Genomic DNA, 25,944 nt, shown 5'->3' with positions numbered 1-25,944 from the left:
GCTCTTACCCAAACGGCGACACCTCTTCGGACAAAGGATCGCCTCTCCTGCCATTGGGCAACATAGTCCAAAAACAAGTGGGGCTTAGAGTGGGGCTCAGGAAAGATTTCGAATCACCTGTTCAAAAATAAAGGGCTAGAGAATGATAAATTCTCTAGCCCTTTCAATATGGTGGGGGAAGAAGGACTCGAACCTTCGAAGCCATACGGCGGCTGATTTACAGTCAGCTCCCTTTGCCACTCGGGACACTCCCCCGCTCGACGTCATCGGACACCCTCGCCCACCCGAACGGGGTGGTTGAACGGCCATGGATGACGGTAAAAAGCGTGCCCGTAGACGGGCGCCCGGTCGGCGCGTTTATGGGCGAAGCACCGGGGTAAAGTCAACCAATGCCGGGACGATTGTCACATTTCCCTTCCCGCCGTCCAAAGCCGGAAATTGCCATTATTTCAGCCCCGTGGGACAAGGCCGCATGAGCGATCGAGACCGCAAATCACGTTTCAAAGGCCCCAAACCGGGCGGACGCGGTGGCGACCGTGACCGGGAACGGCACGGGGAGCGTTCCGGGAAGCACCAGGGAAAGCCTCAAGGACGTCCTCAGTGGCGCGACCGCGAAGCCAGGGGACACGCGAAAGGCGAAGGCCCTGTCGTTCTTTATGGCTGGCACTCGGTCACCATGGCGCTGGCCAATCCCGAACGGCGAATCCGCAAGCTGTTCGTCACCGAAAACGTCGCCCGCCGCCTTGCCGACGAGAAGATCGACACCCGCGTTCCGCCGGAGCTGGTGCATCCGGGCGACATCGACCGCCGGCTCGGGCCGGATGCCGTGCATCAGGGCCTGCTCGCCGAGGCCGATCCCCTGCCCGGCCTGCATCTCGACGAACTGCCTCAGGACGGCATCGTGCTGGTGCTCGACCAGATTACCGATCCGCACAATGTCGGCGCGATCCTGCGCTCGGCCGCAGCGTTCGGCGTCAAGGCAATCGTCACCACCGGACGGCACAGCCCGGAAGCGACCGGTGTGCTGGCCAAATCCGCATCCGGCGCACTCGAGCTTGTGCCCATCATCGAAGTCCCGAACCTGCATCGCGCGCTCGGCGAGATGAACGAGGCAGGCTTCCTGACGGTCGGCCTCGACAGCGAGGGCCAGGGCGATCTCAGCAAGGTGCCCCTGCATGCGCCGCTCGCGCTGGTGCTGGGCGCGGAAGGCAAAGGCCTGCGTCAGCTCACGCGCGAGACGTGCAGCGTGGTCGCACGCATGGACATGCCCGGCGCGATCAAGAGCCTTAATGTCTCGAATGCAGCCGCGCTCGCGCTCTATATCGGGACAAGCCGTCTTGGTCTGATGGGCTGAATCAAAACGCCCGCCTGCGTGATGCAGACGGGCGTTTCGCTTTATATCCGATCAATGAGATCAGTATTTGTAGCGAAGCGGACGCGATCCGTGCGCCATGGCGTGGCCGTGGTGACGGTGCGTGTAATAGTACTTCGGCGCGGTGCGATACGGACGGTAGTGCATCCGATGATAGCCGCGGTGATAATGGCGGCGGGCGTAGCGATAGCTGTAGACCGCAGGTCCCTGCACGCCCGGTGCGCCGTCATAGTAATGGCTGGTGGCGTTGCCGTACGGACCGCCATCATAACCATAACGATAAGGCCGGCCGTAGTAGCGCGAACCGATCACCGCGCGTTCCTGATAGGTCGGCACCGGAGCAAAGTTGCCGGGGCCGGTATAGGTCGGGCCCTGATTCACCCAGTAATACTGCGGGCTTGCATACGTCTGATAAGCGTCCGCATCGGTCAGACGCTCGCGCACGCCGCAACCGCCGTAACCGTAGCCTGTGCCGTAACCGCATCCGTAGTTGTAAGCATAATAGCCGTAGCTGCCGCACGGATCGGTCACCGCACATGCCTGCGCGGGTGCCGCCGCCGCCATGGTCGCAGCAAAAGCTGCTCCCGCAATCAATCCTGCAATCGTCTGACGCATTACTCTCTCCTGTTAAACGCTTTTGTTTTGGTCTCGTTATTGTTTCAGATCGGGCCGGAAACCATTCGGCCTGTAGCTGGGCCGGAAGCCGTTCGGCCGACCGCTCTGATCGCGCGGCGCTTCGATGATCGACGGTGGATATAGCGGAACGTCGTAGTGCTGCTGCGGCGCCGGCGGCGCGGATTGCGCGGACCACGAGCGATGATAGCTCTCCGCAGGCTGCGGCAGCGCGCGATTGGCAGGCGGCTGAATTTCGAGACGGCCGTAGCCCGGCGTGCGTCCGGCGCTCGGATAATAGTGGCCGACTTCGGGGCCGATGTAGCGATCCCAGCCGCCATAAACGCGGTCCGCATTCTTGAAATGTTTGGCGAGGCCCCATTCGCCTTCGACGACGGCATAGGACGCATCGCGGCCATTGATCATGACGGGAACGCCCGCACGGCCGGGAATCACGATCAACGGACCGGTATCGGCCGCTGCCGCTCCCGCCGTTCCGATCAAGATCGCCAGAGCCAGTATCGCACGCATGGAATGAGACCTTCGTTGAAGCCGCACCCTAATCCAGCGAGGCAAGCCAGGAGTTAAAGGCCCCGCCCAATCGTCAGGTAAGCCTAACGCGTAAGCATTTGCGGTCGCTCAATTGCGAGCGATTTCAATAAGATTTTGGAAAGTGGAAGGTTAACGGCGGGCGCCGGGCGGGCTCGCTCGCCCGGTTCCACAGGTGAAACGTCGCCTCTCGACAACGTGATTATATGATAATCATCATTCTATTGATCGGCCGGATATGCCACTTAGCTCCTCCGTCAGAACGAACAGAGGAGAACTTCGATGACCGTGCAAACCAGAGAATTCAACCACCATCGTTATGAATTCGTACGTGGCAACGACGGCGATTTCATCGCCTATCAGCGCCATCTCGGCGACGGCGTCTGGCAGACGTTTTCAACGTGGATGATTCCGCGCACGAACGAGGGCTGAAGCAATCGGCCGACGGCGGCGGTGAATGGTGCCGGTTGAGAGGATTGAACTCCCGACCTTCGGTTTACAAAACCGCTGCTCTACCGCTGAGCTAAACCGGCGTCGGGGGAACAGCTATCAGCGCGGCCGCCTGAGGACAAGACCGCCGGCGATGTTGCCGGGTCGCACGCCAACGGAAAAGCCGCCGCTCGAAGCGACGGCTTTCCGGACAGCACATTGGTCCGCGGCTTTTTCCGCTTCCACCTTCACCTGGCCACCGCCTGGCGTCCCCCGGGGTTCCGGGAACCGCGCATTGCAATACCGTGAACCTCCGCCGTTACCGCAGCGACCAACGGAGCAACTTGTCGCCGATGTCACGGCGCCGGCGCGGAGAACTGTTGCAATGACCGAGTGGTTGCTGGGCACGCTGCTGGTGCTGATCCTGATCATCAAGCTGCTCGACTATTTGGAGCTCTTCGATGTGCTCGACTTTTTGTCCGCGGTCCTGAAGCTGACCGGCGAGCTGTTCTTTGGCATCGCCAGCCTGATCATCTGGGCGTCGCGCATATTACTGGGCAAGAGCGGCGGACGAACCGAGGCAGGCTGAAACTCACAGCCATTCAATTTGCGCTGTCGTCCGATTTGGGCCACCAGTAAATGTGGTTGGACATCGGGCGCGCGGAGGATTTCGCATGGACGGCAACGGCGGGTTTCGGGCGCACCACAAATACCTGATTGCCGCGATCGGCGTGATTGCCGCTCTCGCTTTCCTCTACAACCTGGGGATTTTCGACGTATGGTCGGTGGATCAGGCCGCGAAATAGCAATCGCGCGAACGCCAAATATTCCCCCTGTCCTGCGTCAAAACGCCTGTGAATTGCGTGGACAACTCGGCGCGCCTCGGAACGGTCACGGTCTCGTCACCGTTGCCTACGCAGGTAGACAGCGATTCAGGCAACCAGACGAGGACTATCATGCCTTCACATGATGACGACCGTTATGAAAATGCCCTCGACGACGTCATCGCCCAATGCGGCGGTGACACGCGCGGCGCCTTGATGGCGTTGCTCGCGGCGAACGAGTTCCTCGAAGCCCAGCTCAACGATCTCCACGCCGCGATCGAAACCGGCGAGGTTCCGCTGCGCTTCGAAAAGGTGCCGGCAAACTTGCTAAATTGACGCGGGCGAACAGAGATAGTTCCCGGAACATAAGCAAGCGGTTTGGGTTCTTCCGTTTCAATCGATATATTGAAAGGAGAATCCGATGATCAAGAAATATGTGGCTGCAGCTCTGCTCGGAACCGCGTTGGCTGGTGGAGCGGCGTTCGCGCAGACCACAACTCCGGCCTCGCCTTCCCCTGCTCCCGCGGCGTCTGCATCGAGCGAGCAGATGAATCTGCAAGGCAACTGGCGGGCTTCCAAGCTTGTCGGCCTCGCGGTTTATAACGACGCCAACGAGAAGCTCGGCGACATCAGTGAAATCCTTCTCGACAAGAGCGGCAAGGTCAACGCCGTGATCATCGGCGTCGGCGGTTTCCTTGGCGTCGGTCAGCACGACATCGCCGTGACGTTCGAAAAGCTGAAATGGGTCGATGAGCCGGTCCGCTCGGCGTCGGCCGACAAGATGCCGGGCTCGGCAGGAACGTCGACAACGGCCCGGCCGTCGACAACCACGGGCGCCGCTGGCGGCGGCATGGCTGCGACAGCGACCAAGAATGAATGGTACCCGGACCATGCGGTCATGAGCGGCACCAAGGAGCAGCTCAAGGCAATGCCGGCGTTCAAGTATTCGGAAAACGCGAAATAAAGGCATAGACAGGCCAGTATAGCCTGTACATCAGCGCGGCCGAATCGGCTCAGCCGGTTCGGCCGTTCGCGTGCCTATCTAAAGATAGGCGCTGAGGCACCATGCGTTGAGCGCAGCCGCAACCGCCAAGGTGACGGCGAGCAACGTATCGACCGCAATCGGCTCCTCAGGAGCCAGTCTGAGAATCATCCGCGTCATACCGGGATTTGACCGCCGCGGCGGCTGAGAGTCTCGCGCATTGTTTTTGCTGGGCCCCCTTGTCAGTTTTCCCTTTCCGAGTCCGATTCTCCCGGTTTCTGGCAGATGGTTGTGCGGCGCAGTGTTGTCATGCGCCGATTTAAACGCACAATGTCCCGCGTTTCTTTCAGCCAGAGAAAAAGAAGAACATGACAGCCAAATTGACCGCAAAGAGTCCCGCAAAAAAACTGATGACTGAATTCCCGCCGGCGCGGGACAACCTCGTAACCCTCGCCAACTGGCGCACCCAGCCTTCCAGCGACTGGAGCTTTCACAACGTCCGCCGCCTGCTGCCGACCGCGAACATCGCGGCGTCGAAAAACCCCGTTCCGCTGGAAAGCTCGCTTGTCGAAATCGGCGACGTCGCCTTCGAGGGTAACAAGGGCCGCACCACGCTGCGCGATGCGCTGCGCACCACGAACACCAAGGGGTTTCTGGTTCTTCGCCGCGGCAGGATCGCGGCCGAGTGGTACGCGGGCGGCATGGATGCCACGACGCCGCATATCGTGTTCTCGGTGAGCAAGTCGATCTGCGGTGCGCTCGGCGGGATTCTTGCGGACAAGGGATTTCTCAACCCCAACCGGCCCGTGACCGATTACGTGCCCGAGATCTCGTCGTCGGTGTACGGCGGCTGCTCGGTGCGGCATCTGCTCGACATGACGGTCGGCATCTCCTTTACCGAGGATTACGTCGATCCGGACGGCGATGTCGCGCGCTATCGCCGCGCTGTGGGATGGGATGTCATTCAACCCGGCCAGAGCACCATGGCGCTGCGCGAATACCTCGCGACCCAGAAGCCCGACGGCAAAACCCACGGCCACGCATTCCACTATGTCTCGACCAACACAGACCTGCTCGGCTGGGTCTATGAGCGCGCGGCGGGCCGCGCCCTGTCCGATCTGCTTGGCGAATATCTCTGGACGCCGCTCGGCGCGGAAACCGACGCCTATGTCACGCTCGATCCGGAAGGCGCGATGCGCGCCGCCGGCGGCATTTGCGCCGCGCCGCGCGACCTCGCCCGCTTCGGCGAAATGATCCGGCAGCGCGGTGTCGCGCACGGCAGGCAGGTCATTCCCGGCTGGTGGATCGACGACATCAACGACAATGGCGATCCGGAAGCCTGGGCGCGCGGCGAATTCGCCGAGATGTTTCCCGATGCGGCCTATCGCAGCAAGTTCTATCAGATCGACCGCAAGCGGCGCACGCTGTGCTGCATCGGCATCCACGGCCAGTGGATCTACATCGATCCCATCAGCGAACTTGTGATCGTCCGTGTCGCCGCCGAGCCGATCCCGCTCGATGTCGACAACTACCGCGCCTGGTGGCGCGGCTTCGCGGCCATCGTCCAGCACTTTTCGTAGGACGTCGGTTAGTTCATCGCGACCACGCCGGCATTCAGCGTGGTCGCGTAGGCGACCCAAGCCAGATACGGCGCGAGCAGCCAGGCCGCGAACTTGTCGGCGCGTGAAGCCGCGATCATTGTCATCACGATGGCGATCAACAGTCCGATGATGATAACGAGCGCGGTGCGGGTGCCGTGCCATCCGAAGAAGACCGGCGACCACGCCGCGTTCAGCGCAAGCTGAATCAGAAACCAGGTGATCGCCGAGGCCCGCGAAGCCGACGGCGCCGCGCGATCCCACAGGCGCCACAGGCTAACAGCCATCAGAATATAGAGTATGGTCCACGCGATGGGAAAAACTACCGGCGGCGGTGTCCACCACGGCTTTGCCAGCGCCGCATACCACACCGGGATTTCGGGCCGCGTCACATATGATTCGAGAATCCCGACGCCGAGACACAGCAGCAGGCAGAGGGCCAACCGCCCGGCTGATCTCGACGTCATGACATCCCTCCGTAGACGCTCAGCGCGTCAGCCTTTCCAGTTCGGGAAACGCGGCGTAAGTTACACCCTTACAAAGATCCTCGGTATCCTCGATGATGCGATCGAGCCGCCCGTCAACGTACACGCCGGCACGCTCCTTCACACCGGCGTAACGCCCCGCAATGCGCGCATTCAAGCGCACACACACGACATAGCGCCGTCGGCCCCCGACTTCCTTTTGCGCCGGTTCTGAAATCCCGGCGTCGCGTATGCCCGTTGGATCGTTCAGGTAGGTTCGCAGCAGCGCAAGCAGTTCGGGACGGTAGTTCGCAGGATACGGCTGGTTCTCGATGCCGCGATCGGCGGTGTAGGACAGGCCGTCGCTGCCGCCGGTCCACGTACAGCCCGCAAGACCGAGCGCAACCAGCGCCAGCGCAACGCTCCGCGTATATGTCACCAATTTGCAACGCATTCCGATGAAGTCCACAACCTGAGGCATCGCATTGGGTTTCTTGGACATTGTGTCATTGACAAGGCAACACCTCGCCGGTTGATTGCAACCACGGCACAGGTGCCAGCGCAAGCTGGCGAATAGGGAATTCGGTGCCGCCGTGCAGGCTCGTAAAAGTGACGTCTGCATGGCCATTCCGAAGCTGCCCCCGCAACTGTCAGCGGTGAGCCGTTGTCCAATATGCCACTGAGCGAAGGCTTTTCAGCCGGGCTTGGGAAGGCGGACAACGGCGACGATCCGCGAGCCAGGAGACCTGCCTGTACCGGTCATCCTTCCGTCGCACGGGGCGTGCGAAGGGGCGGCGTTCCGCAGCGGTGACGTGACGTAACTGTTGCGGAGGTTCGGCCGATGGCCTGTTTCCTCAGTCAGGACGGAACGTGTGGAGGCAGAAACCTGCCGCCGGCCGTCGTGTCTGCGCGTTCTCACCGCGCCTCCGCGATCACATGCATCGGCGGGGCTCTATCATGACCACTCTTTCCAAATCTCTCTTTCCGGCGGCGACGCTCGGACTCTCATTCGCAGCGGCATGCCTTGCGGGCACCGCCCTCGTCAGCCCTGCCCTCGCGCAGGATGCAGGCGGCGCGCTACCGGCGATCGAGGTGACTTCGCCAACGCTGGTACCAACACCGGTAAACCAGGTGGCAAGTTCGATCACCGTGATTACAGCAGCCGAACTCGAGCGCGATCAACGCCGCACGATCGTTGACGCACTCCAGGCGGTTCCGGGTCTCAACATCGTGCAAAGCGGCGGCCCCGGAAATCAGGCCTCTGTCTTTATGCGAGGCACCAACTCAAACCACACCAAGGTTCTAATCGACGGCATTGACGTCAGCGATCCAAGCACGCCAAACGGCGCTTATGATTTCGGAAACCTTCTGACCGGTGACATCGAACGAATTGAAGTCTTGCGCGGACCTCAGAGCGGTCTCTATGGCTCAGACGCAATCGGCGGCGTTATTTCGATCACTACCAAGAAGGGCGAAGGGCCTCCAAAGTTTACCGCGCGTGTCGAGGGCGGCAGTTTTGCCACCGTCAACAGTGCGGCGGGCGTAAGTGGATCGCAGGGGCCGGTCAGCTATGCTTTCAACGTGACGCAATTCCACTCTGGGAGCGTTGCGGTAACTCCGCTTTCCACATTGCCGCCCGGTCAGACGCGCAATAACGACGCTTACGACAATAGAACCTACTCCACAAAGGTGGGAGTGGATGTTTCCGAAAACCTGACGTTGAACTTCACGGGGCGATACACCGAGGCATCGCTTGACTATACGGGGTATGCGGCATTCGATCCGGCCTTCCCGTTTGGCGCTCCCGCCGCCCAGCAAAGCAACACAAAGACGCGACAGCTTTTCACACGCAGCGAAGCCGTGACGTCTTTCTTTGAGGGCCGCTGGAAGAACTATTTCGGCGTCAATTTCACGGACATGACCCGCGGCAACTTCGATCCGAACGGATTTGATTTCGTCAATTTCGTTCCGTTGCCGTTTACAACAAATCACGGCGAGCGGAACAAGTACGATTGGCGCAGCGTTGCGGCGTTTGTACCGGGACAAACGCTCGTTGTGGGCGCTGACTACGACATCGAACGCTTCGATTCGACCTCTGTCACGAGAAAGGAAAACAGCAACCGCGGCGCCTATGTCGAGTTGCAATCGCAATTCGCTGAAAGATTCTTCGTGGTGAGCAACGTCCGCGTTGACGACAACGATGCGTTTGGCGACCACACAACTTACCGCGTTGCACCGGCGTTTATCGTACCGGGCACCGAAACAAAGCTGAAAGCGAGCTACGGAACGGGCTTCAAGGCGCCTACGCTGACCCAGCTTTACGATACGTCATTCGGTCTCGCCAATCCGAACCTCAAGCCCGAAGAAAGCAGAGGTTACGATGTCGGATTCGAACAGCCCATCGCAAACGACAGGATCCGATTCGGCACGACCTACTTCAACAACGACATCACGAATCTGATCAACACGGCGGGTACATTCCCAAACACCAGGTACTTCAACGTGCAGGCGGCCAAGACGTCCGGCTTCGAAACGTTTGCCGCGATTACGTTCAATGATCGTTTCAAGGTACGCTTCGATCACACTTATACGGACGCCGTGGATGCCACCACGGGAATCGAGCTCACGCGCAGGCCGCGCCACAAGATGAGCTACTCTGCCATCTGGACGCCTGTCGACGATCTGACACTGACCGCGACAGCAATTACTTTCAGCAGTTTTCTGGATGTTCCGCGCTTTGGCGCAGTCAACGTGACGACTCCGGGATACACCGTCGTCAACATCGCGGCCAATTACAAGGTTGCCGAAGGCGTGACCGCGTTCGCACGGATCGACAATCTGCTAAACGAACAATACGTCAACCCGGACGGGTACCTTCGCCCCGGCTTCGGCGTGTTCGGCGGCATCCGCCTCGCCAGCGCCCCCTTCGGGCGCTGATCCCTACAAACAGCCCGGCCTGCAGTCATCGCATGACCGATGATCTGCAGGCCGTTCTTCTTTCCATGAACCGCTTCGATGCGGGGGCTATGCAATAGCGGTCACGGAAATATCCGTCTCGATCAGATGTGACGATGCTTCTTCACGATCACGACCTTGTGGCCGTGGCCACGATGATGCTTGTTCAAGCCATAGTGACGGTGATGGCGATGCTTCTTCACCACGACGACCTGCGCATGCGCCTTCGCGACCGACGGCTTCACGACGATGGTCTTGGTCACCGGGCCACGCTCGGTCTTGATGACGGTCGCCGCCATGGCAGGCGCGGCGAGCATTGAGGCGGCAACCAAAGCTGCGGAAATTGTCTTCAACATGGAAAGTCTCCTGTTTCATGCGATCGGGGGTGGCCGGTCGGATGGCCGGGTAACCGATCGTCGCAACAAATCTAGGACCCCCGCGCTGAACTCAGTCTGAAGCGCACCAATGGCTTCCGTTCATCTGGATGACAGTTTGGACATGCGCCCGGCCGGCGGGTGAACCGGAAATCGCCGGAATTATGACGGTCTGACGCAGGAATGTTTGAACCCGGCGGGTGTTTAAGACGTACAAACAGGATTAGGATCGTGTTTGCAGATCAACGGAGGCTACGCATGAGCAACTTGACCATCAGGCAGATATCTCTGGCATTTCTTCTTTCGGCGTTCGTTACGGCACCTTCGATCACCCTCGTGCAGGCAGCCCCTTCGGACACGCCCTCGCCTCCGGCCTCCGACACCAAATCGAAGCCCAAGGACAAGAAGAAAGACGACAGGAAGTCCTCGATCGACAGCCCTGCGTTCCTCCAGGGTTATCGCGCCGCCTATGCGACGATCTACGAACGCAGCCAGTACGCGGCGGCGATTGACCAGCTCAAGGCGCTCGGTCAGGACGACCGCGCCGATGTCGCCAATCTGATCGGATACTCGTATCGCAAGCTCGGCAACTACGAGCTCGCCAGTGTCTGGTATGAGCGCGCACTGAAGGCGGATCCGAACCACGTCCGTACCTGGCAGTATTACGGCCTGTGGCAGGTCGAACAGGGCAACCGCGAACAGGCGAAGCACCACCTCGCGAGGATCGAAGCGCTCGCAGGCCGCGACAGCGCCGAGTATCAGTCGCTGGCCTCCGCGCTGACCACCGGCCGGACGTCGTACTGACCGAACCGATCAACGGCGCGCGCCTGGCCACGGGCACGCGCCGTCCTCTTGGTTAACCCCGCGCGGGTCAAGCCGGATTTTGACCGCGCGGGACTGTTTTGCGCGGGCGATCCCGCCTCGACAACACCGGAAAACCTCGTATAGACGAAGCCCGCGCGCGCCACGACTTCGTGGATGCGCGCTCAGGGGCTGATCCGGATATGACGAAGCCGAGAAAATATGAGCGGATTGCCTTCGTGGCGGGCCCGAGCGATGAGGCCCAGCAGGCCCTCGCCCAGTTCACCGCGGCCTACGGCAACCAGCCGTCGGACAAGGCCGACGTGGTCGTGGCGCTGGGCGGCGACGGCCTGATGCTGCAAACGCTGCACCGGCATATGCGCTCCGGCATTCCGATCTACGGTATGCATCGCGGCACCGTCGGTTTCCTGATGAACGAGTTCAGCCAGCACTCGCTGGTCGAGCGGCTGGAAGCCGCGAAGCTGACCGTCATCAATCCGCTGCTGATGCGCGCCACCGACGTTCACGGCAAGGTGCACATCCATCACGCCATCAATGAAGTCTCGCTGTTCCGGCAGACCCATCAGGCGGCGCGCCTGCGCATCATGGTCGATGAGCACGAGCGCATGGCCGAGCTGATTTCCGACGGGATCATGGTGGCGACGCCCGCCGGTTCGACCGCTTACAATCTGTCGGCGCAGGGCCCGATCCTGCCGATCAACGCGGCTCTCCTCGCCCTGACGCCGATCAGCCCGTTTCGCCCCCGCCGCTGGCGCGGCGCACTGCTGCCCAACACGGCGTTCGTCGTGTTCGAAGTGCTCGAATCCGACAAGCGGCCGGTCGCCGCCGTCGCCGATCATGACGAGGCCCGCGACGTGCAGCGGGTCGAAATCATCGCGGACAAGACCATCTCGATCCGCATGCTGTTCGATCCCGGCCACAGCCTGGAAGAACGCATCCTCAGCGAGCAGTTCGGGTTCTGACCCGGCCGCCCCGGCCGTCTTGGATAACCCTTCGTTAACGGCGGCCGCATATAGTTAATGCGAGGTGTACCCTGGTCCGGGTGCGCCACCCCGGGCGGCGCATGTTCATTATCGATTTCAACAAGCTGCGGTTTCTCGTGTGCGACGACAATGCGCATATGCGTCGCATTCTGCGCACGCTGCTGCATTCGTTCGGCGCGCGCGAAGTCTATGAAGCGGAAGACGGCGCGACCGCGCTCGAGATGTACTCCCACTATGTCCCGGACATCGTCATCACCGACTGGTCGATGCCGATTTTCGACGGGCTCGAACTCGCGCAGATGATCCGCCAGCCCGACGGCGTGGGCAATCCTTACGCGCCGATCATCATGCTGACCGGACATTCGGAGAAGCGCCGCGTCATGGTCGCGCGCGACGCCGGCGTCACGGAATTCCTGGCGAAGCCGATCTCCGCCAAGGGATTGTATCAGCGCATCCTCAATGTCGTGGCCAATCCCCGGCCCTTCATCAAGACCAAGAACTATTTCGGACCGGACCGCCGCCGCAATCCCAACGCGGCCTATATCGGCGTCGAGCGGCGCACCGGCGGCAAAGCCGAAGTCGTGCAGCAACCCTCGCTGCTCGACAAAGCCCGTTCCGGAAACTAGGAGCACCCATGGCCCGCAAGCCGCCAGTCGAGATCAAGGTCGATACCTTCGCGGACCATCAGGTCATCTCGCAGCCCAACCCGCTGCGCAAGATGGTGCGGTATTCTGAAGAGAAGGATCTCGACGATCCGGTCGCGCGGGCCGAACAGGCGCTCGCCAGCCTGTCCGGCGAGTTCAACCACTGGATGCAGGTGGAGTGCGACCGGCTGAGCGCGGCCTATGCCGCAATCGCAAGCGAAGGACTGAACGGCGAGAACCGCGAGGAACTGTTCCGCGCGGCGCACGACATCAAGGGCGGCGCTGCGACGTTCGGCTTCCCCACCGCCGCTGCCGCGGCGGAAAGCCTGTGCCGGATTATCGAACATGCACCGGATCTCGCTCAGGTGCCGGGCGAATTGATCCAGCACCATGTCAACGCGATCCAGGCGATTTATCGCGAACAGTCGAAGATCAATGCCGTCGGCATGGCGGATGAACTGAGCAAGAAGCTTCGCGGCGTGGCGGACGAATATCTGATCCACGTCAACCGCGACCGGCCCGAACATCTCGAAGCGATCCTGTCGCCGAGCATCGTTCCGGAAGGCTGAATAACCCTCGATCAGTGTTTCCATCGCATGGTGTCGGGACGACGCGATGCGTCAACACTCCTTGCGGCGCGCCGGCGAAGGCCGGGATTCATCTTGCACGATGGCGCGTCATCCTGAGGTGCGAGCCGCGCTTGCGGCGAGCCTCGAAGGATGCGCGGCGGAGAAATCCGGATTTCACCGTCATCCCTCAAGGGCTCACAAGTGCTCGCACCTCAGGATGACGGCTCAAGCCAGATTTCGGCGATCTTCAAAATACTACGCCGCAATGCGCCGGTCGTAGTCATAATCGCGCTCATCGCGATCGTACCCGTCATACCGATCCATGGCAGTATCGACAAAGGCATGGACTGACGCGTCGATATGTCGAGCGTCATCTTCGGTTCGCATGTCGTCATAATGCAGCGGATCGGAATTCGCGACTACATAGACGTCCTGCACCGTATATTCATCCTTCGCGGAGTCATCGATATAGCGCGTGGTCTCGACACTGTCGCGATACTGCGGGTCGACCGCAGTGGCATCGTAAGTATCTTCAGCGCCGTAGATCTCGTCGTCCTCTGACGTCTCGTAAGCATCGTCGGCGGCATACGCATCCATGTCGTCGTCAGTCTGATAGGCGTCGTAGCCGCCCGCCTCTTCGGCAACATGCGCATTGAGCGTGCCGATAAAATCATCGGCCGCGAGTTCGTCGCAGAACAGGCGCGCTTCTTCCCGCGCCGATTCCATCGCAAAGCGCCGCAGCAGGATCAGCAGAGGTTCGGAGACCGTTTCGGCGGTTTCGCACTGGGTGAGCACGCGCTCGACCATGCGGCGGCGAAGCCGCGTCGCGCCCGCGACCGTGCCGACGAAGCCGATTTCATGCGACGCGTCGAGTGCCGCGCGGAACGCGCGATAGGTCGATTCCGGCAGGCCAGCCTTGACGAGCAGCGCGTTCAGGCTGACGCCGCCGCGATCGTGGACGATCGCAGCCACGCGGTTGCGCGGCAGGCCGGACAGTTCGACCAGCGATTCCTCGAACAGTTCGATGTTGCCTGAGAGAAGCGCGCGCAGGATCAGCCCTGCATTGAGCTGGCCGATGGATCGCAGATGACCAATCAGCGCGGTCATCTCCTCGCCGCGCGTCTGCGCCGCGATATTGACCGTGGAGCGCTCCATCGCCTCGCCCGCCACGCGCCGGGCGCGATCGGGGTTCAGCCAGTCGCGCGCGGTGACGAACTGCGTCAGCGTGTCGGACAATTTCTGCGCCAGCATGAGCCGGATCGCGGCAGGCAATTCATCCATCGTCAGCAGCGATTCACGGATCGCGGCGAGATGGCCAAACCGCTCCGCCACACGCGCCAGCGAGAAATCAGCCAACTGGGCGGCGCGATTTTCGATCAGTTCCAGCACCGACGAGGCGCAGCCGACTTCGGCAAGTGCCGCGCAAACCGACGGCGGCAGATCGAAGCGGCGCGCGATGGCGCTTTGGGTCTCGGCATTTCCGGTCGCGACCATGTCGACCAGATCGGAGTCGAGCAGCAACGGAGAGTGTTCGAGGATCGGGACCGCCACCGATGCCTGATCGACAGCAAGCGCCGCCACGATCGCGGCCGGCGCATCCAGCGAGTGCGCGAAAACTTCCGCCATCGCCTGCCGCACCAGCGGCGAGGCATCATCGAGAAGCATCAGCAGCGCGCCTTCCGCGGCGGCTCGATCGTCTTCCGACAAATCGGAAATGAGCCAGGCGCGGGCCAGACACCGCGTCGCCTCTGCGCGCTCCCCTGCGGGAGCCGTGCGAACCCAACTAATAAACTGCCGAACGATCATGGGTGTTCCGGCTTACGCAACATGCCAAGGCACCGCGACGCGACGCCACTGTTACGAACCGTAAACCATGACACTTAAGAAAACGTTCACCATAAACGGCTGTGTTTGTTGAGGTTTCGTTAACCTCGCGGACGCGACAGGACTCAGCGCCCCACCACGCGCCGGATCAGCATGACAATCGCGTTCCGATAATCCTCCGCATCTTCGCCGGCGTCGATCGCCAGCGCAGCGCGATCGAACGCCGCCGACAACAGATCGGCCAGCGCCGCAAGCGGCAGGCCTCGCGTATCCATCGCTGCTTCGAGCCCGCTGCGCAGCGTGCGCGTTGCATTCTCTTCATCCAGCTTTTTCATCTCGGCCTGTCCAAGAACCGACGGCCCCTCGATCAGGAGCAGCCGCGTCCGGCCCGGCACGCGCATCGCATCGAGATAGGCCGAACTTCCTTCGACCAGCGCATCGATCGGAGACAAACCCGCGAGCGCCCTTTGCTCGATGGCCGCCGCCACCGCGAGCGCCTCCCCGGTGACAATCGCCCGGAACAGCGCCCGCTTGTCTTCGAAGTGATGGTAGAGCGCGCCGCGCGTAATGCCTGCGGCTGCGACGATTTCCGGCGTCGAGGTCTCTGCATATCCCTTATCGACGAACAGAGCCCTCGCCGCCTGCATCAGGGCACCCTGGGTCCTTGCGGTACGGTCACGATTGGACCGCGGCAATTCGTCCGGTTTAGTAACTTGCATACATACAGCCTGTACGTTATTTATCAAAAAACATACAGAATGTATGTAATTTCGCAAGGGACCAGCATGAAAATCACCAGCTACTATCCTGTCATCATGACCGGTGACGTGGCCGCCACGGCCGATTTCTATAAGGCCCACTTCGGCTTCGAGGAGGCCTTCGGCAGCGACTGGTACGTCCACCTGCGCTCAAAAGCCGACCCGAGCGTCAACCTCGCGGTCCTCGACGGCACCCACGAGACGATCCCGGAGGCCGGCCGCGGCCGGGTGTCCGGCCTGCTGCTGAACTTCGAGGTCGAAGATCCCGACGAGATGTATGGCCGGGTAAAGGCGGCGGGCCTGCCGATCCTGACCCCTCTCCGCGACGAGGCGTTCGGGCAGCGTCACTTCATCACGTCCGACCCGAACGGGGTCCTGATCGATGTGATCAAGCCGATTCCACCGAGCGCGGAGTTCGCAGAACTTTTTGCAAAGGATTCACTGCCAACGTGAGTCACATCAACGGCCTGCGTTTCAGAGTTGAATCAGACTCTCAACCCTGAAACGCACTCCAGAACATGGACAGGCCCGCAACCAGCATCAGGGCTTCCATCAAGTAGTGGAAGTTCGCCGCGTTAATGTGCATGACCACACGCTTGGCGATGAACGCGCCCACGAAGAGCGATGATCCGGCAATCAGTCCCTTGAAAATGATGTCGGGCGGCAGAGCATCGAGCCGCTGAAACGTGATCGCCTTGCTGATGTAGACGGCGAGCGAGACGGCCGCTTCGGTTCCCAGCAACGGCCCTCTGATCAGTCCGTAGGAGACGAAGATTGGGACGGTCATCGGCCCGGTCGAGGCGACGATGCCGGTGAGATAGCCCATCGCCGCTCCGATGATCCCGAGCGACCACAGCGGCAGCGTGAACTGGCGCGCATGCATCCAGCGGCGGAACGGAATCATCAGAATGAAAAACGCGCCGATGGCGATGTCGACGAAACCTGAGGGCAGCGCGAGCAGCGTTCCCGCGCCAAGGGCGGCTGCCGGTATGCCGGGGACGGAGTAAACCACGACCGCGCGCCAGTCGATGTCGCGCCACCATGCGAGGATGCGCGCCATGTTCGCCATGATCGCCGCGATGGCCATGATCGGCACCGCCTGCTTCGGCCCGAACGAATAGGCCAGCACCGGCAGCAGCATGATCGACGTGCCGGTCCCGACAATGCCGCCGAGAATACCGGCAATCAGGCCGACGATAAGGATGAAGACATACATCAAGGGTGCCAACTCGCGTGAGGCTGCGAGGGTATTTCAAGGCCGCGCGAGTCGCCTACCGCGATCCGCGCTCGCCCTTTGAGGCAAAGGATGAAGCGTGAGGCCTAGCCGCTGAAAACGCCGGTCGAATCGCTGAACAGCCCAAGCCCCTGCGGAGCCTCCGTCCGGGTGGCCGCGCCCGCCGGCAGCGGGTTCGTGATCGACGTGTTGTTGCCCCACAGTTCGCGCACCGTATTGGACACCGGCTCGGGGCGATCGCCGGTCTGATACAGCGAACGGAAAACCGGCTGAGCGGGCGTTTGCAGCGCCGCGACCTGGGTGGGCGCATCGGCGGGGGGCCGAGCCTGCGGGAAACTCGAAAGATACGCCGCGTTATCGACGGGCGCCGCCGCCATCCGCGACTGCCCCGGCGTGACGCCGGCCGCGGCCATCGCCGTGCGCGCCGTCTGGGAATTCGCCGCCGCATCGTAGCGCGACGTCAGCACAGAATAGACCTGCGAGACGCTGCGAGCGCTGCCGTCGCGGTTGTAGAAGATCGAGCGGTTGGCCGCGGCGGCGCTCGGAAACATCGCCGGGCCGGAAGCACGCGGATTGTCCTCGGCGCTTGAAATCAGCCGCGATGCGCCGCTCACCCCCATGAAATGCGCCATGTAAAGCTCGCCGTCGGTCGGTCGGCGGCCGATCATGCCAGTGAGCTTGAAGCTGTTGGACTGGGTCAGCACACCCGCCATGGCGGCGTTGGCGGCAGGATCGTCGCGCAGCTTGAGAATCTCGTCGCGAGTGGATGAATCGCTGACCGAATAGCGGCCCGAGGGGGATTTGGAGATTGCGTCGGCATATTTGCCGAAGCCGAAGGCAGACCCCGCCTCTTTCACCGTGCCGAGCCACGTCTGCTCGATGAACTGATAAAGCCCCCGCGCCGACGAGGTCGAAGCCTGCGCGCTGGGGTTGAGGTTGGATTCGATCTTCGCCGCCGAGATCAGATACTCGAAGCTGGCGCCGGTCGCGCTGGCGGCATTCTTGATCGTGCCCGCAATTTTCGCGCGCGCGGAATCAAGCCCGGTCGTTATGCTTGAAGTATCGACAGCCATGATGGTGCCCGCTCCCCAGGAACCAGCCACAACCTGCCGCATTTATGGTTAACGGGACGTTAATTTGCGAAGCGCGCGCCGTCCTTCGCCCGGCATGCAGCAGCCATGCGGCTTGGTCATGACCGAAGGTCCATCCCTTGCATTGTCCTGAGCATGATCAACGCACTCAGCATAGCCGACGCGACATGGGCTTTCCTGGGGCTGATCGCTAGCCTGCTGGTGGCATCGACCGCTCTGTTCTGGAGCATCGAGGATCAACGGGCCAAGCGCCGGCTCAGGAAAGACTAAGGTCTAGCGATAGACCTTGGCGGGATCGAACACCTTGTCGGCGTCGACGAATGTCAGCTTCGCCTCGCCACCCTCACCGGTGACGGCGCGGTAGAAGCATGAGCGACGGCCGGTGTGGCACGCGGCCCCTGCCTGCTCGACCTTGATCCACACCGCGTCCTGATCGCAGTCCATTCGCATCTCGACGACACGCTGCACATGGCCGGAGCTTTCGCCCTTCTTCCAGAGCTTCCTGCGCGAACGGCTGTAGTACCAGGCCTCACCGGTCGCGACCGTCTTGCGCAGCGCCTCGTCGTTCATGTGCGCGACCATCAGCACGTCGCCGTTGCCGGCGTCGGTTGCCACGCAGGTCACGAGACCGGACGCGTCGAATTTTGGCTGAAACGCCAGCCCTTCCTCGACGTCATGCGAGTGTGTGTGTGATGAAGTCACGGCGTTACCTTTTCAAAGGAAGGCGCGGACGCCTTCGTTCGAAGGCTTATACGCCACGGACCATGTTGAGAAAACGGGCCTGTTCTTCAGGATTGTCCTGAAACACGCCGGTGAAGCGCGACGTCAGGGTCTTCGTCCCCGCCTTGGCGATGCCGCGCACCGACATACAGGTGTGCTCGGCTTCCATCACCACCGCGACGCCGCGAGGCTTCAGGATGGCGTTGATCGCACCGGCGACCTGCGCGGTGAGATGCTCCTGGGTCTGAAGACGATGCGCGAAAGCATCCACGAGACGCGCCAGTTTCGACAGGCCCACCACGCGATCCACCGGGGCATAGGCGATGTGCGCCTTGCCGTAGAACGGCATCACATGGTGCTCGCAGTGCGAATGGAAATTGATATCGCGCATCAGCACGAAATCGTCGTAACCCGCCGTCTCGCCGAACGTGCGGTCGAGGATTTCCGCCGGGCACTGGGCATACCCCTGAAACAGTTCGTCATAGGCTTCGATCATCCGGCGCGGCGTGTCGAGCAGGCCCTCGCGGCTGGTGTTCTCGCCGATGTAAGCCAGAAGCGTCTTTGCAGCCGCCTCGGCCTCGCTGCGGGATGGACGCACCAGACCGGGGTCAATGGCAGACGCCATGTAGTCGGAAGCAGGAATTTCGGATTTTTCCGCCGGCTTGCCGGTGCGGATCGGCTTGATGATCGCGTCCATTTCGTCTCCGTTCGACCGGCCCTGGTCTGTTGTAACCTCGACGGAGGGGCCGGAGTGTCACCGGTCAGCCGCGGCAGCGATACCCAGCCGCCGGACGCCTAGCCTGCATGATTGCAGCAAATCACAGGAAAAACCGTCTATATTTCCATGCATTGCTGAAATGCAGGCGGTTTATTCCTGCATCATGGGCATTATATAGGCTCAGGGCCGCGACCGCCAAGAGCGGGGGGCGGCAGGGGTCTCATGCAAGAGCGAAATTCGACCGCCATGCTGAACGACATCTACAACAAGAAAATCATCGAATTGGCGGGCAATATTCCGCGTTTGGGACGGCTCGCCGACCCCGATGCCTCCGCCACCGCTCATTCCAAGCTGTGCGGCTCGACCGTCAAGGTCGACGTGAAGATGCAGGACGGCGTGGTGAGCGATTTTGCCCACGACGTGAAGGCCTGCGCGCTGGGCCAGGCCTCCTCCTCGATCATGGCCCGCCACGTGATCGGCTCCAACGCCGCCGAACTGCGAGAGCTGCGCGAAACCGTGCGCAGGATGCTCAAGGAAAACGGTGCGCCGCCGCAAGGCAAATGGGCGGATGTCGCCATGCTGGAGCCGGTGCGCGACTACAAGGCGCGCCACGCCTCGACCCTGCTGACGTTCGATGCGGTGGTGGACGCCGTCGGCCAGATCGAAGCCAAGGCCGCCCTCGCCCCGGCACAAACCTGACGGGATTACTTCCGGTCAGTGGCCGCGGGCGCCGCGCCACCGGTCGGCGCATGGGCTTCGGCCGTCTTGGTCCCCGCAGGCACCGGCCGCATGCTCTTGTCGGAGATATCTGAGATCACCGGGGCAACAGCAGGTGCGCTCACAACCACCGGCGCGCTGACAACGCGGTCCTGCGCCTTCGGGCTCACGCTTCCCACGACATCGTCAGACGGCGTCTTGACTTCGGCAACAGCATCCATCGTCACGAGATTGGTCAGGCGCAACTCCTCCGCCGACAGTCGATGCAACGCCTCCCACGGCGGGACACTGAGCGCCAGCGACAGCAGGTCACCGGTGCCGCCCATATCGAAGGTGTATTTCGCGAGACGGCCGATATCGCGCTCGACGATCATCAGATCGTCCGCCGAATAACTTGCAGCCCGCGCATCGTCCGCGCGATCGCCCATCCAGATCTGATGCACGCGCACATGCGCGCCTTCGGGGACATGGCGGGTTTTGCCCGACAGCAGCAGGAACACGCACATCGACTCGCAGTAGGCATCCGGCACGATGTCGCGCGCGACAGCACCCGCGATTTCCTTTTCGATCACGATGCCAACGGTGGTGCGCAGACCGAGACCGCGCCAGCGCCGTCCGAGCGAAATGGCATCGAGCACCGACCCGCCGCTGGAATCGAGAACCACCGTGGTCCCCTTGAGATCGCGTCCGCTCGAGAACTCCTCGAACTTCGCGGGCGTGTCGGATGTGATGACGCCGACCGCGCCGATCCAGCCGGCGCAATCCTGCGCGCAGGCGGGCTGCGCCGCGTGCCATTTGAAATTCATCGGAAGCTTGCGTTCTTCGAGAGTGGCGGAAGCACCAACCGTACCGCCGAGCGTGGCGGAGCCAGGCAGCGCGAGAAAAACGGCAGTGGCGCAAAGCCGCGCCCAGCCGCCCCATGGTAGCGACCTCACGACGAACAACGTGGTTCCTTCCCCGCCCCAATCGACAACGGCATCGGCCCCATCCCGCAAGGACGAATCCTGTCACACGGGCGTTATGAAAAACGTATCTGCGCAAAGGATTCGCGTCTATTCCACTTTTGCTGCGGCGCAGTCAAAATCGTGCGATAATTGTGGAACTGTGGCGCGAAAGACAATGTGTTGCGGTTCCCTGCGCGGGAACTCATCATGTGCGTGGCGACGTTTCCGGCACTCGCCGATAAATCCGCCACGAACGGCAGAACATCGTCCAACGCTGTAAAGACATCCGTCGAGACATTGAGATGAAACATTCGGCCCGATGTCCCGATTGCGCCGGCGGGGTTCAAAATCTGCCGCGCAACGCTGGCCGCGGCATGATCTGGATTTATCGTCACACGCTTTCGCCGCTGGTCGGCTTCAACTGCCGTCATCTTCCGACCTGTTCAGTCTACGGCGACGAAGCCATTGCGCGGTTCGGCTTGTGGGCGGGCGGCTGGATGACGCTGGCGCGGCTGCTGCGCTGTCAGCCATGGGGCACTTCGGGGATCGACAACGTGCCCGGCACTTTGCAGGCCGATGCGCGCTGGTATCTGCCGTGGCGCTATGCGCGATGGCGCGGCGTCAACGACGGCACGGAAATCAGTTCACCGCCGTGAGATAAACACCGTGATCAGCGCCAGCACGAGAAAGCCGACGCCGACATAGCCGATCGCATAATACATTTCGTGCGCGAACAGGAAGCCGCCGATCCCCGAGCCGATGGCCTGACCGATATAAAGCCCCGAGGTGTTCAGCGACACCGTAGCGCTGGCGAACAGCGGCGCCGCCGCGGCAAGCCGGACCTGCTGCATCGAATTGGCCGATGAGAACGCCGTGCCCCACGGAATCATCGACGCCAGCATCAGCGGCACGATGCCCGCGCCGAGCGCCCACATAGTAATTCCGAACAGCAGCAGCGCGATCGTGGTCAGCGATGTGCGATAGGGCCCCCAGCGATCGACAACACGGCTGGCGATCACGTTGCCGATGAAACCCATGACGCCGTAGATGCTGAACGCGATGATCGCCAGTTGAGCGCTGCCGCCGAGTTTCGCGAACAGCGGCCCGAGATAGGTGAACACCACGAACTGCCCGGACGTCTGTAGCACCGTGATAAGGAGCAACAGCACGATCAGCCGATTTCGCGCAATATCGCTCCACGTCTTGAGATCGACCGGCGCGCCGACAAGCCCGGCCGGAATCCGCCAGACCAGCATCGCCAGATTGAGCAACGCGATAATGCCGATGCCGGTATAGGCAACGCGCCATCCGATATGGCTCGCGACATAGGCGATCAGCGGCAGCCCCACCGCGAGCGCCAGCGACCAGCCGAGAAACACATACGACATCGTGCTGCCGCGCCGCTCCGGCGGCACCATCATCGCCGCCGTGCCCGCGGCCTGCGGCGTGAACAGCGCAGCGACCGCCAGCATCACCAGCCGCACCGCCATGAGCGTTGCGTAGTTCGGCGCAACCATCGATGCGAACTGCGCCGCGGCGATGATCGCCACCGTCACGGACAACAATATCCGCCGGTCGAAGGCGCTGGTCAGCCACGCCGACACCGGCGAGCCGATGCACAGCACCAGCGCGCCGAAGGTGATGAGCAATCCCGCTTCATGAATCGAGACGCCGAATTCCTGCGCCAGCTCCGGCAGCATCCCCGCCGGCGCGAGAATACTCACGCCGGTGACGAAATTGCCGAGCATCAAGGCTGTGGGTGCAAAGCGTTTCACGCCGTGTTGTTAGCACACGAACGGTTTAATGCAACTGCATGAAAGCCATGCGCTGCACGGACGCGCGTGCCCGACGGCAGAAAGCGAGTTCAATGGGCGATTGCACCGCCGAATCCGCTGCTATAAAACGCTTTCCACCGCTTACCTGCGCCCGTTCGCAGGAGTGAGCCACAGGAGAATGATATGACCGATAAAGACCCTTCCGCGCCCGGATTGAAGTACAGCCTCGCCAACTTGAAGCCCGTCGAGACCGACAAAGTGAAGGTCACCTTCCCGGACGGCGCGCAGCGCGAATTCCCCAAAGGCACCACCGGCCTCGACATCGCCAAGGGCATCTCGCCCTCGCTGGCCAAGCGCACCGTCGCGATGGCGCTGGACGGCGTCGTGTCCGACCTCGCCGACCCGATCGTGCGTGACGCAAAGATCGAATTCATCAACCGCGATGATCCGCGTGCGCTGGAGCTGATCCGGCACGACGCCGCGCACGTGCTGGCGGAAGCCGTACAGACGCTGTGGCCCGGCACCCAGGTCACCATCGGTCCTGTGATCGACAACGGCTTCTATTACGACTTCTTCCGCAACGAGCCTTTCACGCCGGAAGACTTCGCCGCTATCGAAAAGAAGATGCGCGAGATCATCGCCAAGGATGCGCCCTTCACCAAGGAAGAGTGGTCGCGCGATCGCGCCAAGAAGGTGTTCGCCGACAAGGGCGAGACCTTCAAGATCGAACTGGTCGACGCCATTCCGGAAGACCAGTCGCTGAAGATCTACAAGCAGGGCGAATGGTTCGATCTCTGCCGCGGCCCGCACATGACGTCGACCGGCAAGGTCGGCAACGCCTTCAAGCTGATGAAGGTCGCGGGCGCGTACTGGCGCGGCGACAGCAACAATCCGATGTTGACGCGCATTTATGGCACCGCGTTCGCCAAGCAGGAAGAGCTCGACGCTTACCTCAAGCAGCTTGAGGAAGCCGAGAAGCGCGACCACCGACGCCTCGGCCGCGAGATGGACCTGTTCCATTTCCAGGAAGAAGGCCCCGGCGTGGTGTTCTGGCACGCCAAGGGCTGGACGCTGTTTCAGGCGATCATCGCCTATATGCGCCGGCGGCTCGCGGGCGACTATCAGGAAGTGAACGCGCCGCAGATGCTCGACAAGTCGCTGTGGGAAACCTCCGGCCACTGGGAGTGGTATCGCGAGAACATGTTCGCGGCGCAGTCGGCCGGCGACGAGGCGGAAGACAAGCGCTGGTTCGCGATCAAGCCGATGAACTGCCCCGGCCACGTGCTGATCTTCAAGCATGGCCTCAAGAGCTATCGCGAACTGCCGATCCGGCTTGCCGAGTTCGGCATCGTGCATCGTTACGAGCCGTCGGGCGCGATGCACGGCCTGATGCGCGTGCGCGGCTTCACGCAGGACGACGCTCACGTGTTCTGCACCGAAGATCAGCTCGCGGAAGAGTGCCTCAAGATCAACGACCTGATCCTGTCGACCTACGAGGACTTCGGCTTCGTCGGTGAACTCACGGTGAAGCTCTCGACGCGGCCTGAAAAGCGCGTCGGCACCGACGAGGCGTGGGATCACGCCGAGACGGTGATGGCGAAAGTGCTCGAGCAGATCGCCGCGCAAGGCCACAACCGGATCAAGACCTCGATCAATCCCGGCGAAGGCGCGTTCTACGGGCCGAAATTCGAATACGTGCTGCGCGACGCCATCGGCCGCGAATGGCAATGCGGCACCACGCAGGTGGACTTCAACCTGCCGGGCCGGTTCGGCGCATTCTATATCGACGATCACTCCAACAAGGTGACGCCGGTGATGGTCCACCGCGCCATCTGCGGATCGCTGGAGCGGTTCACCGGCATCCTGATCGAGCACTTCGCCGGTCACTTCCCGCTCTGGCTCGCGCCGGTGCAGGCGGTCGTCACCACCATCACATCCGATGGCGACGACTATGCGCGCGAGGTTCTTGCCGCTTGCCGCAAGGCCGGACTGCGCACCGAGATCGATCTTCGCAACGAGAAGATTAACTACAAGGTGCGCGAGCATTCGCTGGCGAAGGTCCCCGCGCTGCTCGTGGTCGGCAAGAAGGAAGCCGAAGGCCGCATGGTCTCGATCCGCCGCCTCGGCAGCGAAGGCCAGACCGTGCTTCCGCTCGACGAGGCGCTCAATGCGCTGGCGTATGAAGCAATGCCGCCGGACCTGAAGCGCGCGAATGCCTGACAGGATTTATGAGGCCTCTCTTCTTTAGAGGCCTCATAAACTGCATGCCTTGTTATCGCGGTTTGAATTTCCGATATCAGCGGCACGCACGCCCCCGTGCGTGCTCAATCTGGATACGACATGCCCGATGCACTCGATCTTCTGAAGACACGCCGCTCGCTCAAGCCGCTTGAGATGACCGGCCCCGGCCCCTCGCCCGCCGAGCTTGAAACCATTCTCACCATCGGCGCGCGGGTGCCAGATCACGGCAAGATCGTGCCATGGCGCTTCATCGTGTTCGAAGGCGATGCGCGCGCCAAGGCCGGCGAGATTTTCGCGAAAGTGTTCCGCGCCAAGAATGTCACCGCGACGCCGGATCAGGTCGAGACCGAGAAGAAACGGTTTACCCACGCACCGCTTGTCATCGCCGTGGTGAGCAAGACGTCGAAGCATCCCAAGGTGCCGCCGTGGGAGCAGGAACTGTCGGCCGGCGCCAGCGCCATGAACATCGTCCATGCCGCGCACGCCCTCGGCTATGTCGCGAACTGGCTGACCGGCTGGATGGCGTTCGACCGCGATGTGCTCAATGCACTCGGCCTGAACGAGGACGAGAAGATCGCGGGCTTCATTCACATCGGCAAGTCCGAGCGGCCCACCGACGACCGGCCCCGCCCAGCGCTCAGCGATATCGTGACACGGTTCTAGAACAAGATTCCGGTTCCGCTCGTCCCCGCGAAAGCGGGGACCCAGACTTGTCGAGTGCTGGATTCCCGCGGTCGCGGGAATG

At 61.9% G+C, this 25,944-nt stretch carries 32 protein-coding genes, 2 tRNA genes and 1 riboswitch; of the genes, 18 read left to right on the top strand and 16 right to left on the bottom strand.

The features are described 5' to 3' along the window. Nucleotides 1–169: 169 nt before the first annotated feature. Nucleotides 170–255: transfer RNA gene (locus tag ACP7AL_RS09985), tRNA-Tyr, on the bottom strand. A gap of 217 nt (nt 256–472) precedes the next feature. Between ACP7AL_RS09985 and rlmB the strand changes: the two genes are divergently transcribed. After that, nucleotides 473–1,354 (top strand): 23S rRNA (guanosine(2251)-2'-O)-methyltransferase RlmB, encoded by an 882-nt coding sequence (rlmB, locus tag ACP7AL_RS09980; RefSeq protein ID WP_024919083.1) that lies wholly within the window; start codon nt 473–475, stop codon nt 1,352–1,354. Between the two features lie 60 nt (nt 1,355–1,414). Here rlmB and ACP7AL_RS09975 read toward each other — a convergent pair whose 3' ends face one another. Together ACP7AL_RS09975 and ACP7AL_RS09970 are read right to left on the bottom strand one after the other, a co-directional pair. Further along, nucleotides 1,415–1,987, bottom strand: coding sequence for a hypothetical protein (locus ACP7AL_RS09975; RefSeq protein WP_425991046.1), 573 nt, complete (start codon nt 1,985–1,987; stop codon nt 1,415–1,417). Nucleotides 1,988–2,023: 36 nt separating this feature from the next. After that, nucleotides 2,024–2,515, bottom strand: a complete 492-nt coding sequence (locus tag ACP7AL_RS09970; protein ID WP_425991044.1) for a hypothetical protein — start codon at nt 2,513–2,515, stop codon at nt 2,024–2,026. Between the two features lie 300 nt (nt 2,516–2,815). On the opposite strand from ACP7AL_RS09970, the gene ACP7AL_RS09965 reads away from it, so the two are divergent. Beyond that, nucleotides 2,816–2,965 carry a hypothetical protein gene (locus ACP7AL_RS09965; RefSeq protein ID WP_006021206.1) on the top strand — a complete coding sequence of 50 codons (150 nt, stop codon included), beginning with the start codon at nt 2,816–2,818 and terminating at the stop codon, nt 2,963–2,965. Nucleotides 2,966–2,991: 26 nt separating this feature from the next. Here ACP7AL_RS09965 and ACP7AL_RS09960 read toward each other — a convergent pair. Next, nucleotides 2,992–3,066 (bottom strand) — tRNA-Thr (locus ACP7AL_RS09960). Between the two features lie 281 nt (nt 3,067–3,347). Between ACP7AL_RS09960 and ACP7AL_RS09955 the strand changes: the two genes are divergently transcribed. The 5 genes from ACP7AL_RS09955 (at nt 3,348) to ACP7AL_RS09935 (ending at nt 6,348) form a co-directional block, all read left to right on the top strand. After that, complete coding sequence (locus ACP7AL_RS09955) at nt 3,348–3,551, top strand: hypothetical protein (RefSeq protein WP_425991042.1); 204 nt, start codon at nt 3,348–3,350, stop codon at nt 3,549–3,551. 85 nt (nt 3,552–3,636) lie between these two features. Continuing rightward, the gene (locus tag ACP7AL_RS09950; RefSeq protein ID WP_275451117.1) at nt 3,637–3,768 is read left to right on the top strand and encodes a hypothetical protein; all 132 of its coding nucleotides are present in this window, start codon (nt 3,637–3,639) and stop codon (nt 3,766–3,768) included. 57 nt (nt 3,769–3,825) lie between these two features. Then, on the top strand, nt 3,826–4,122 hold the full coding sequence (locus ACP7AL_RS09945) for a hypothetical protein (protein ID WP_343299467.1): 297 nt from the start codon (nt 3,826–3,828) through the stop codon (nt 4,120–4,122). 85 nt (nt 4,123–4,207) lie between these two features. Next, nucleotides 4,208–4,750 (top strand): PRC-barrel domain-containing protein, encoded by a 543-nt coding sequence (locus tag ACP7AL_RS09940; protein WP_425991039.1) that lies wholly within the window; start codon nt 4,208–4,210, stop codon nt 4,748–4,750. Nucleotides 4,751–5,136: 386 nt separating this feature from the next. Continuing rightward, nucleotides 5,137–6,348, top strand: a complete 1,212-nt coding sequence (locus tag ACP7AL_RS09935) for a serine hydrolase domain-containing protein (protein WP_425991037.1) — start codon at nt 5,137–5,139, stop codon at nt 6,346–6,348. A gap of 8 nt (nt 6,349–6,356) precedes the next feature. On the opposite strand, the gene ACP7AL_RS09930 is transcribed toward ACP7AL_RS09935, so the two are convergent. Further along, nucleotides 6,357–6,833 carry a TspO/MBR family protein gene (locus ACP7AL_RS09930; protein WP_425991035.1) on the bottom strand — a complete coding sequence of 159 codons (477 nt, stop codon included), beginning with the start codon at nt 6,831–6,833 and terminating at the stop codon, nt 6,357–6,359. A 19-nt stretch (nt 6,834–6,852) separates the two neighbouring features. Next, nucleotides 6,853–7,284: a hypothetical protein gene (locus ACP7AL_RS09925; protein WP_244434385.1), complete on the bottom strand. Its 432-nt coding sequence runs from the start codon at nt 7,282–7,284 to the stop codon at nt 6,853–6,855. An 80-nt stretch (nt 7,285–7,364) separates the two neighbouring features. After that, a riboswitch (cobalamin riboswitch) is annotated at nt 7,365–7,598 on the top strand. Nucleotides 7,599–7,787: 189 nt separating this feature from the next. Here ACP7AL_RS09925 and ACP7AL_RS09920 point away from each other — a divergent pair. Continuing rightward, nucleotides 7,788–9,767 carry a TonB-dependent receptor plug domain-containing protein gene (locus ACP7AL_RS09920; protein WP_425991032.1) on the top strand — a complete coding sequence of 660 codons (1,980 nt, stop codon included), beginning with the start codon at nt 7,788–7,790 and terminating at the stop codon, nt 9,765–9,767. A 122-nt stretch (nt 9,768–9,889) separates the two neighbouring features. Here the strand turns inward: ACP7AL_RS09920 and ACP7AL_RS09915 are convergent, their stop codons facing one another. After that, entirely contained in the window at nt 9,890–10,141 is a 252-nt protein-coding gene (locus tag ACP7AL_RS09915) for a His-rich protein BRANT (RefSeq protein ID WP_425991030.1), read from the bottom strand. A gap of 276 nt (nt 10,142–10,417) precedes the next feature. Between ACP7AL_RS09915 and ACP7AL_RS09910 the strand changes: the two genes are divergently transcribed. The 4 genes from ACP7AL_RS09910 (at nt 10,418) to ACP7AL_RS09895 (ending at nt 13,177) form a co-directional block, all read left to right on the top strand. Then, the gene (locus ACP7AL_RS09910; protein ID WP_425991028.1) at nt 10,418–10,963 is read left to right on the top strand and encodes a tetratricopeptide repeat protein; all 546 of its coding nucleotides are present in this window, start codon (nt 10,418–10,420) and stop codon (nt 10,961–10,963) included. 200 nt (nt 10,964–11,163) lie between these two features. Next, a complete protein-coding gene (locus ACP7AL_RS09905) occupies nt 11,164–11,943 on the top strand; it encodes an NAD kinase (protein WP_024919076.1) in 780 nt (259 codons plus the stop codon). Between the two features lie 101 nt (nt 11,944–12,044). Continuing rightward, nucleotides 12,045–12,590 carry a response regulator gene (locus ACP7AL_RS09900; protein ID WP_006021218.1) on the top strand — a complete coding sequence of 182 codons (546 nt, stop codon included), beginning with the start codon at nt 12,045–12,047 and terminating at the stop codon, nt 12,588–12,590. An 8-nt stretch (nt 12,591–12,598) separates the two neighbouring features. After that, a complete protein-coding gene (locus ACP7AL_RS09895; RefSeq protein ID WP_006021219.1) occupies nt 12,599–13,177 on the top strand; it encodes an Hpt domain-containing protein in 579 nt (192 codons plus the stop codon). A 255-nt stretch (nt 13,178–13,432) separates the two neighbouring features. Here the strand turns inward: ACP7AL_RS09895 and ACP7AL_RS09890 are convergent, their stop codons facing one another. Together ACP7AL_RS09890 and ACP7AL_RS09885 are read right to left on the bottom strand one after the other, a co-directional pair. Then, a complete protein-coding gene (locus ACP7AL_RS09890) occupies nt 13,433–14,983 on the bottom strand; it encodes a DUF2336 domain-containing protein (protein WP_425991025.1) in 1,551 nt (516 codons plus the stop codon). Nucleotides 14,984–15,126: 143 nt separating this feature from the next. Then, nucleotides 15,127–15,720 carry a TetR/AcrR family transcriptional regulator gene (locus ACP7AL_RS09885; RefSeq protein ID WP_425991023.1) on the bottom strand — a complete coding sequence of 198 codons (594 nt, stop codon included), beginning with the start codon at nt 15,718–15,720 and terminating at the stop codon, nt 15,127–15,129. Nucleotides 15,721–15,786: 66 nt separating this feature from the next. On the opposite strand from ACP7AL_RS09885, the gene ACP7AL_RS09880 reads away from it, so the two are divergent. Beyond that, nucleotides 15,787–16,212 carry a VOC family protein gene (locus ACP7AL_RS09880; protein ID WP_425991021.1) on the top strand — a complete coding sequence of 142 codons (426 nt, stop codon included), beginning with the start codon at nt 15,787–15,789 and terminating at the stop codon, nt 16,210–16,212. A gap of 40 nt (nt 16,213–16,252) precedes the next feature. Here ACP7AL_RS09880 and ACP7AL_RS09875 read toward each other — a convergent pair whose 3' ends face one another. Together ACP7AL_RS09875 and ACP7AL_RS09870 are read right to left on the bottom strand one after the other, a co-directional pair. Continuing rightward, nucleotides 16,253–16,978, bottom strand: a complete 726-nt coding sequence (locus tag ACP7AL_RS09875; protein ID WP_425991019.1) for a sulfite exporter TauE/SafE family protein — start codon at nt 16,976–16,978, stop codon at nt 16,253–16,255. A 101-nt stretch (nt 16,979–17,079) separates the two neighbouring features. Then, nucleotides 17,080–18,066, bottom strand: coding sequence for a transglycosylase (locus ACP7AL_RS09870; RefSeq protein ID WP_024919070.1), 987 nt, complete (start codon nt 18,064–18,066; stop codon nt 17,080–17,082). 153 nt (nt 18,067–18,219) lie between these two features. Here ACP7AL_RS09870 and ACP7AL_RS09865 point away from each other — a divergent pair, with 153 nt between their 5' ends. After that, complete coding sequence (locus tag ACP7AL_RS09865) at nt 18,220–18,354, top strand: hypothetical protein (protein ID WP_275450896.1); 135 nt, start codon at nt 18,220–18,222, stop codon at nt 18,352–18,354. 3 nt (nt 18,355–18,357) lie between these two features. Here the strand turns inward: ACP7AL_RS09865 and hisI are convergent, their stop codons facing one another. Both hisI and folE read right to left on the bottom strand, forming a co-directional pair. Beyond that, complete coding sequence (hisI, locus tag ACP7AL_RS09860) at nt 18,358–18,786, bottom strand: phosphoribosyl-AMP cyclohydrolase (protein WP_425991017.1); 429 nt, start codon at nt 18,784–18,786, stop codon at nt 18,358–18,360. A 46-nt stretch (nt 18,787–18,832) separates the two neighbouring features. Continuing rightward, on the bottom strand, nt 18,833–19,501 hold the full coding sequence (gene folE, locus ACP7AL_RS09855) for a GTP cyclohydrolase I FolE (RefSeq protein ID WP_024574946.1): 669 nt from the start codon (nt 19,499–19,501) through the stop codon (nt 18,833–18,835). Between the two features lie 267 nt (nt 19,502–19,768). On the opposite strand from folE, the gene ACP7AL_RS09850 reads away from it, so the two are divergent. Then, nucleotides 19,769–20,221 (top strand): iron-sulfur cluster assembly scaffold protein, encoded by a 453-nt coding sequence (locus ACP7AL_RS09850; protein WP_041712301.1) that lies wholly within the window; start codon nt 19,769–19,771, stop codon nt 20,219–20,221. Nucleotides 20,222–20,226: 5 nt separating this feature from the next. On the opposite strand, the gene ACP7AL_RS09845 is transcribed toward ACP7AL_RS09850, so the two are convergent. Continuing rightward, a complete protein-coding gene (locus tag ACP7AL_RS09845; protein WP_425991016.1) occupies nt 20,227–21,234 on the bottom strand; it encodes a hypothetical protein in 1,008 nt (335 codons plus the stop codon). Nucleotides 21,235–21,257: 23 nt separating this feature from the next. Then, entirely contained in the window at nt 21,258–21,494 is a 237-nt protein-coding gene (locus tag ACP7AL_RS09840) for a hypothetical protein (RefSeq protein WP_425991015.1), read from the bottom strand. Between ACP7AL_RS09840 and yidD the strand changes: the two genes are divergently transcribed. Further along, the gene (gene yidD / locus ACP7AL_RS09835) at nt 21,486–21,839 is read left to right on the top strand and encodes a membrane protein insertion efficiency factor YidD (RefSeq protein ID WP_006021229.1); all 354 of its coding nucleotides are present in this window, start codon (nt 21,486–21,488) and stop codon (nt 21,837–21,839) included. The genes ACP7AL_RS09840 and yidD overlap by 9 nt on opposite strands. Here the strand turns inward: yidD and ACP7AL_RS09830 are convergent. Then, entirely contained in the window at nt 21,828–22,931 is a 1,104-nt protein-coding gene (locus tag ACP7AL_RS09830) for an MFS transporter (RefSeq protein ID WP_425991669.1), read from the bottom strand. The two genes, yidD and ACP7AL_RS09830, sit on opposite strands and share 12 nt — an antisense overlap. Nucleotides 22,932–23,141: 210 nt before the next feature. On the opposite strand from ACP7AL_RS09830, the gene thrS reads away from it, so the two are divergent. Next, nucleotides 23,142–25,178, top strand: a complete 2,037-nt coding sequence (gene thrS / locus ACP7AL_RS09825; RefSeq protein WP_425991012.1) for a threonine--tRNA ligase — start codon at nt 23,142–23,144, stop codon at nt 25,176–25,178. Nucleotides 25,179–25,298: 120 nt separating this feature from the next. Beyond that, complete coding sequence (locus ACP7AL_RS09820; RefSeq protein ID WP_425991010.1) at nt 25,299–25,862, top strand: nitroreductase family protein; 564 nt, start codon at nt 25,299–25,301, stop codon at nt 25,860–25,862. Nucleotides 25,863–25,944: the final 82 nt, after the last annotated feature.

Source organism: Afipia sp. DC4300-2b1, assembly GCF_049895725.1.
Taxonomy (GTDB): Bacteria; Pseudomonadota; Alphaproteobacteria; order Rhizobiales; family Xanthobacteraceae; genus Afipia; species Afipia broomeae.
Note: the sequence above shows the minus strand (reverse complement) of the source record. Positions and strands in the feature narration are given on the sequence as shown.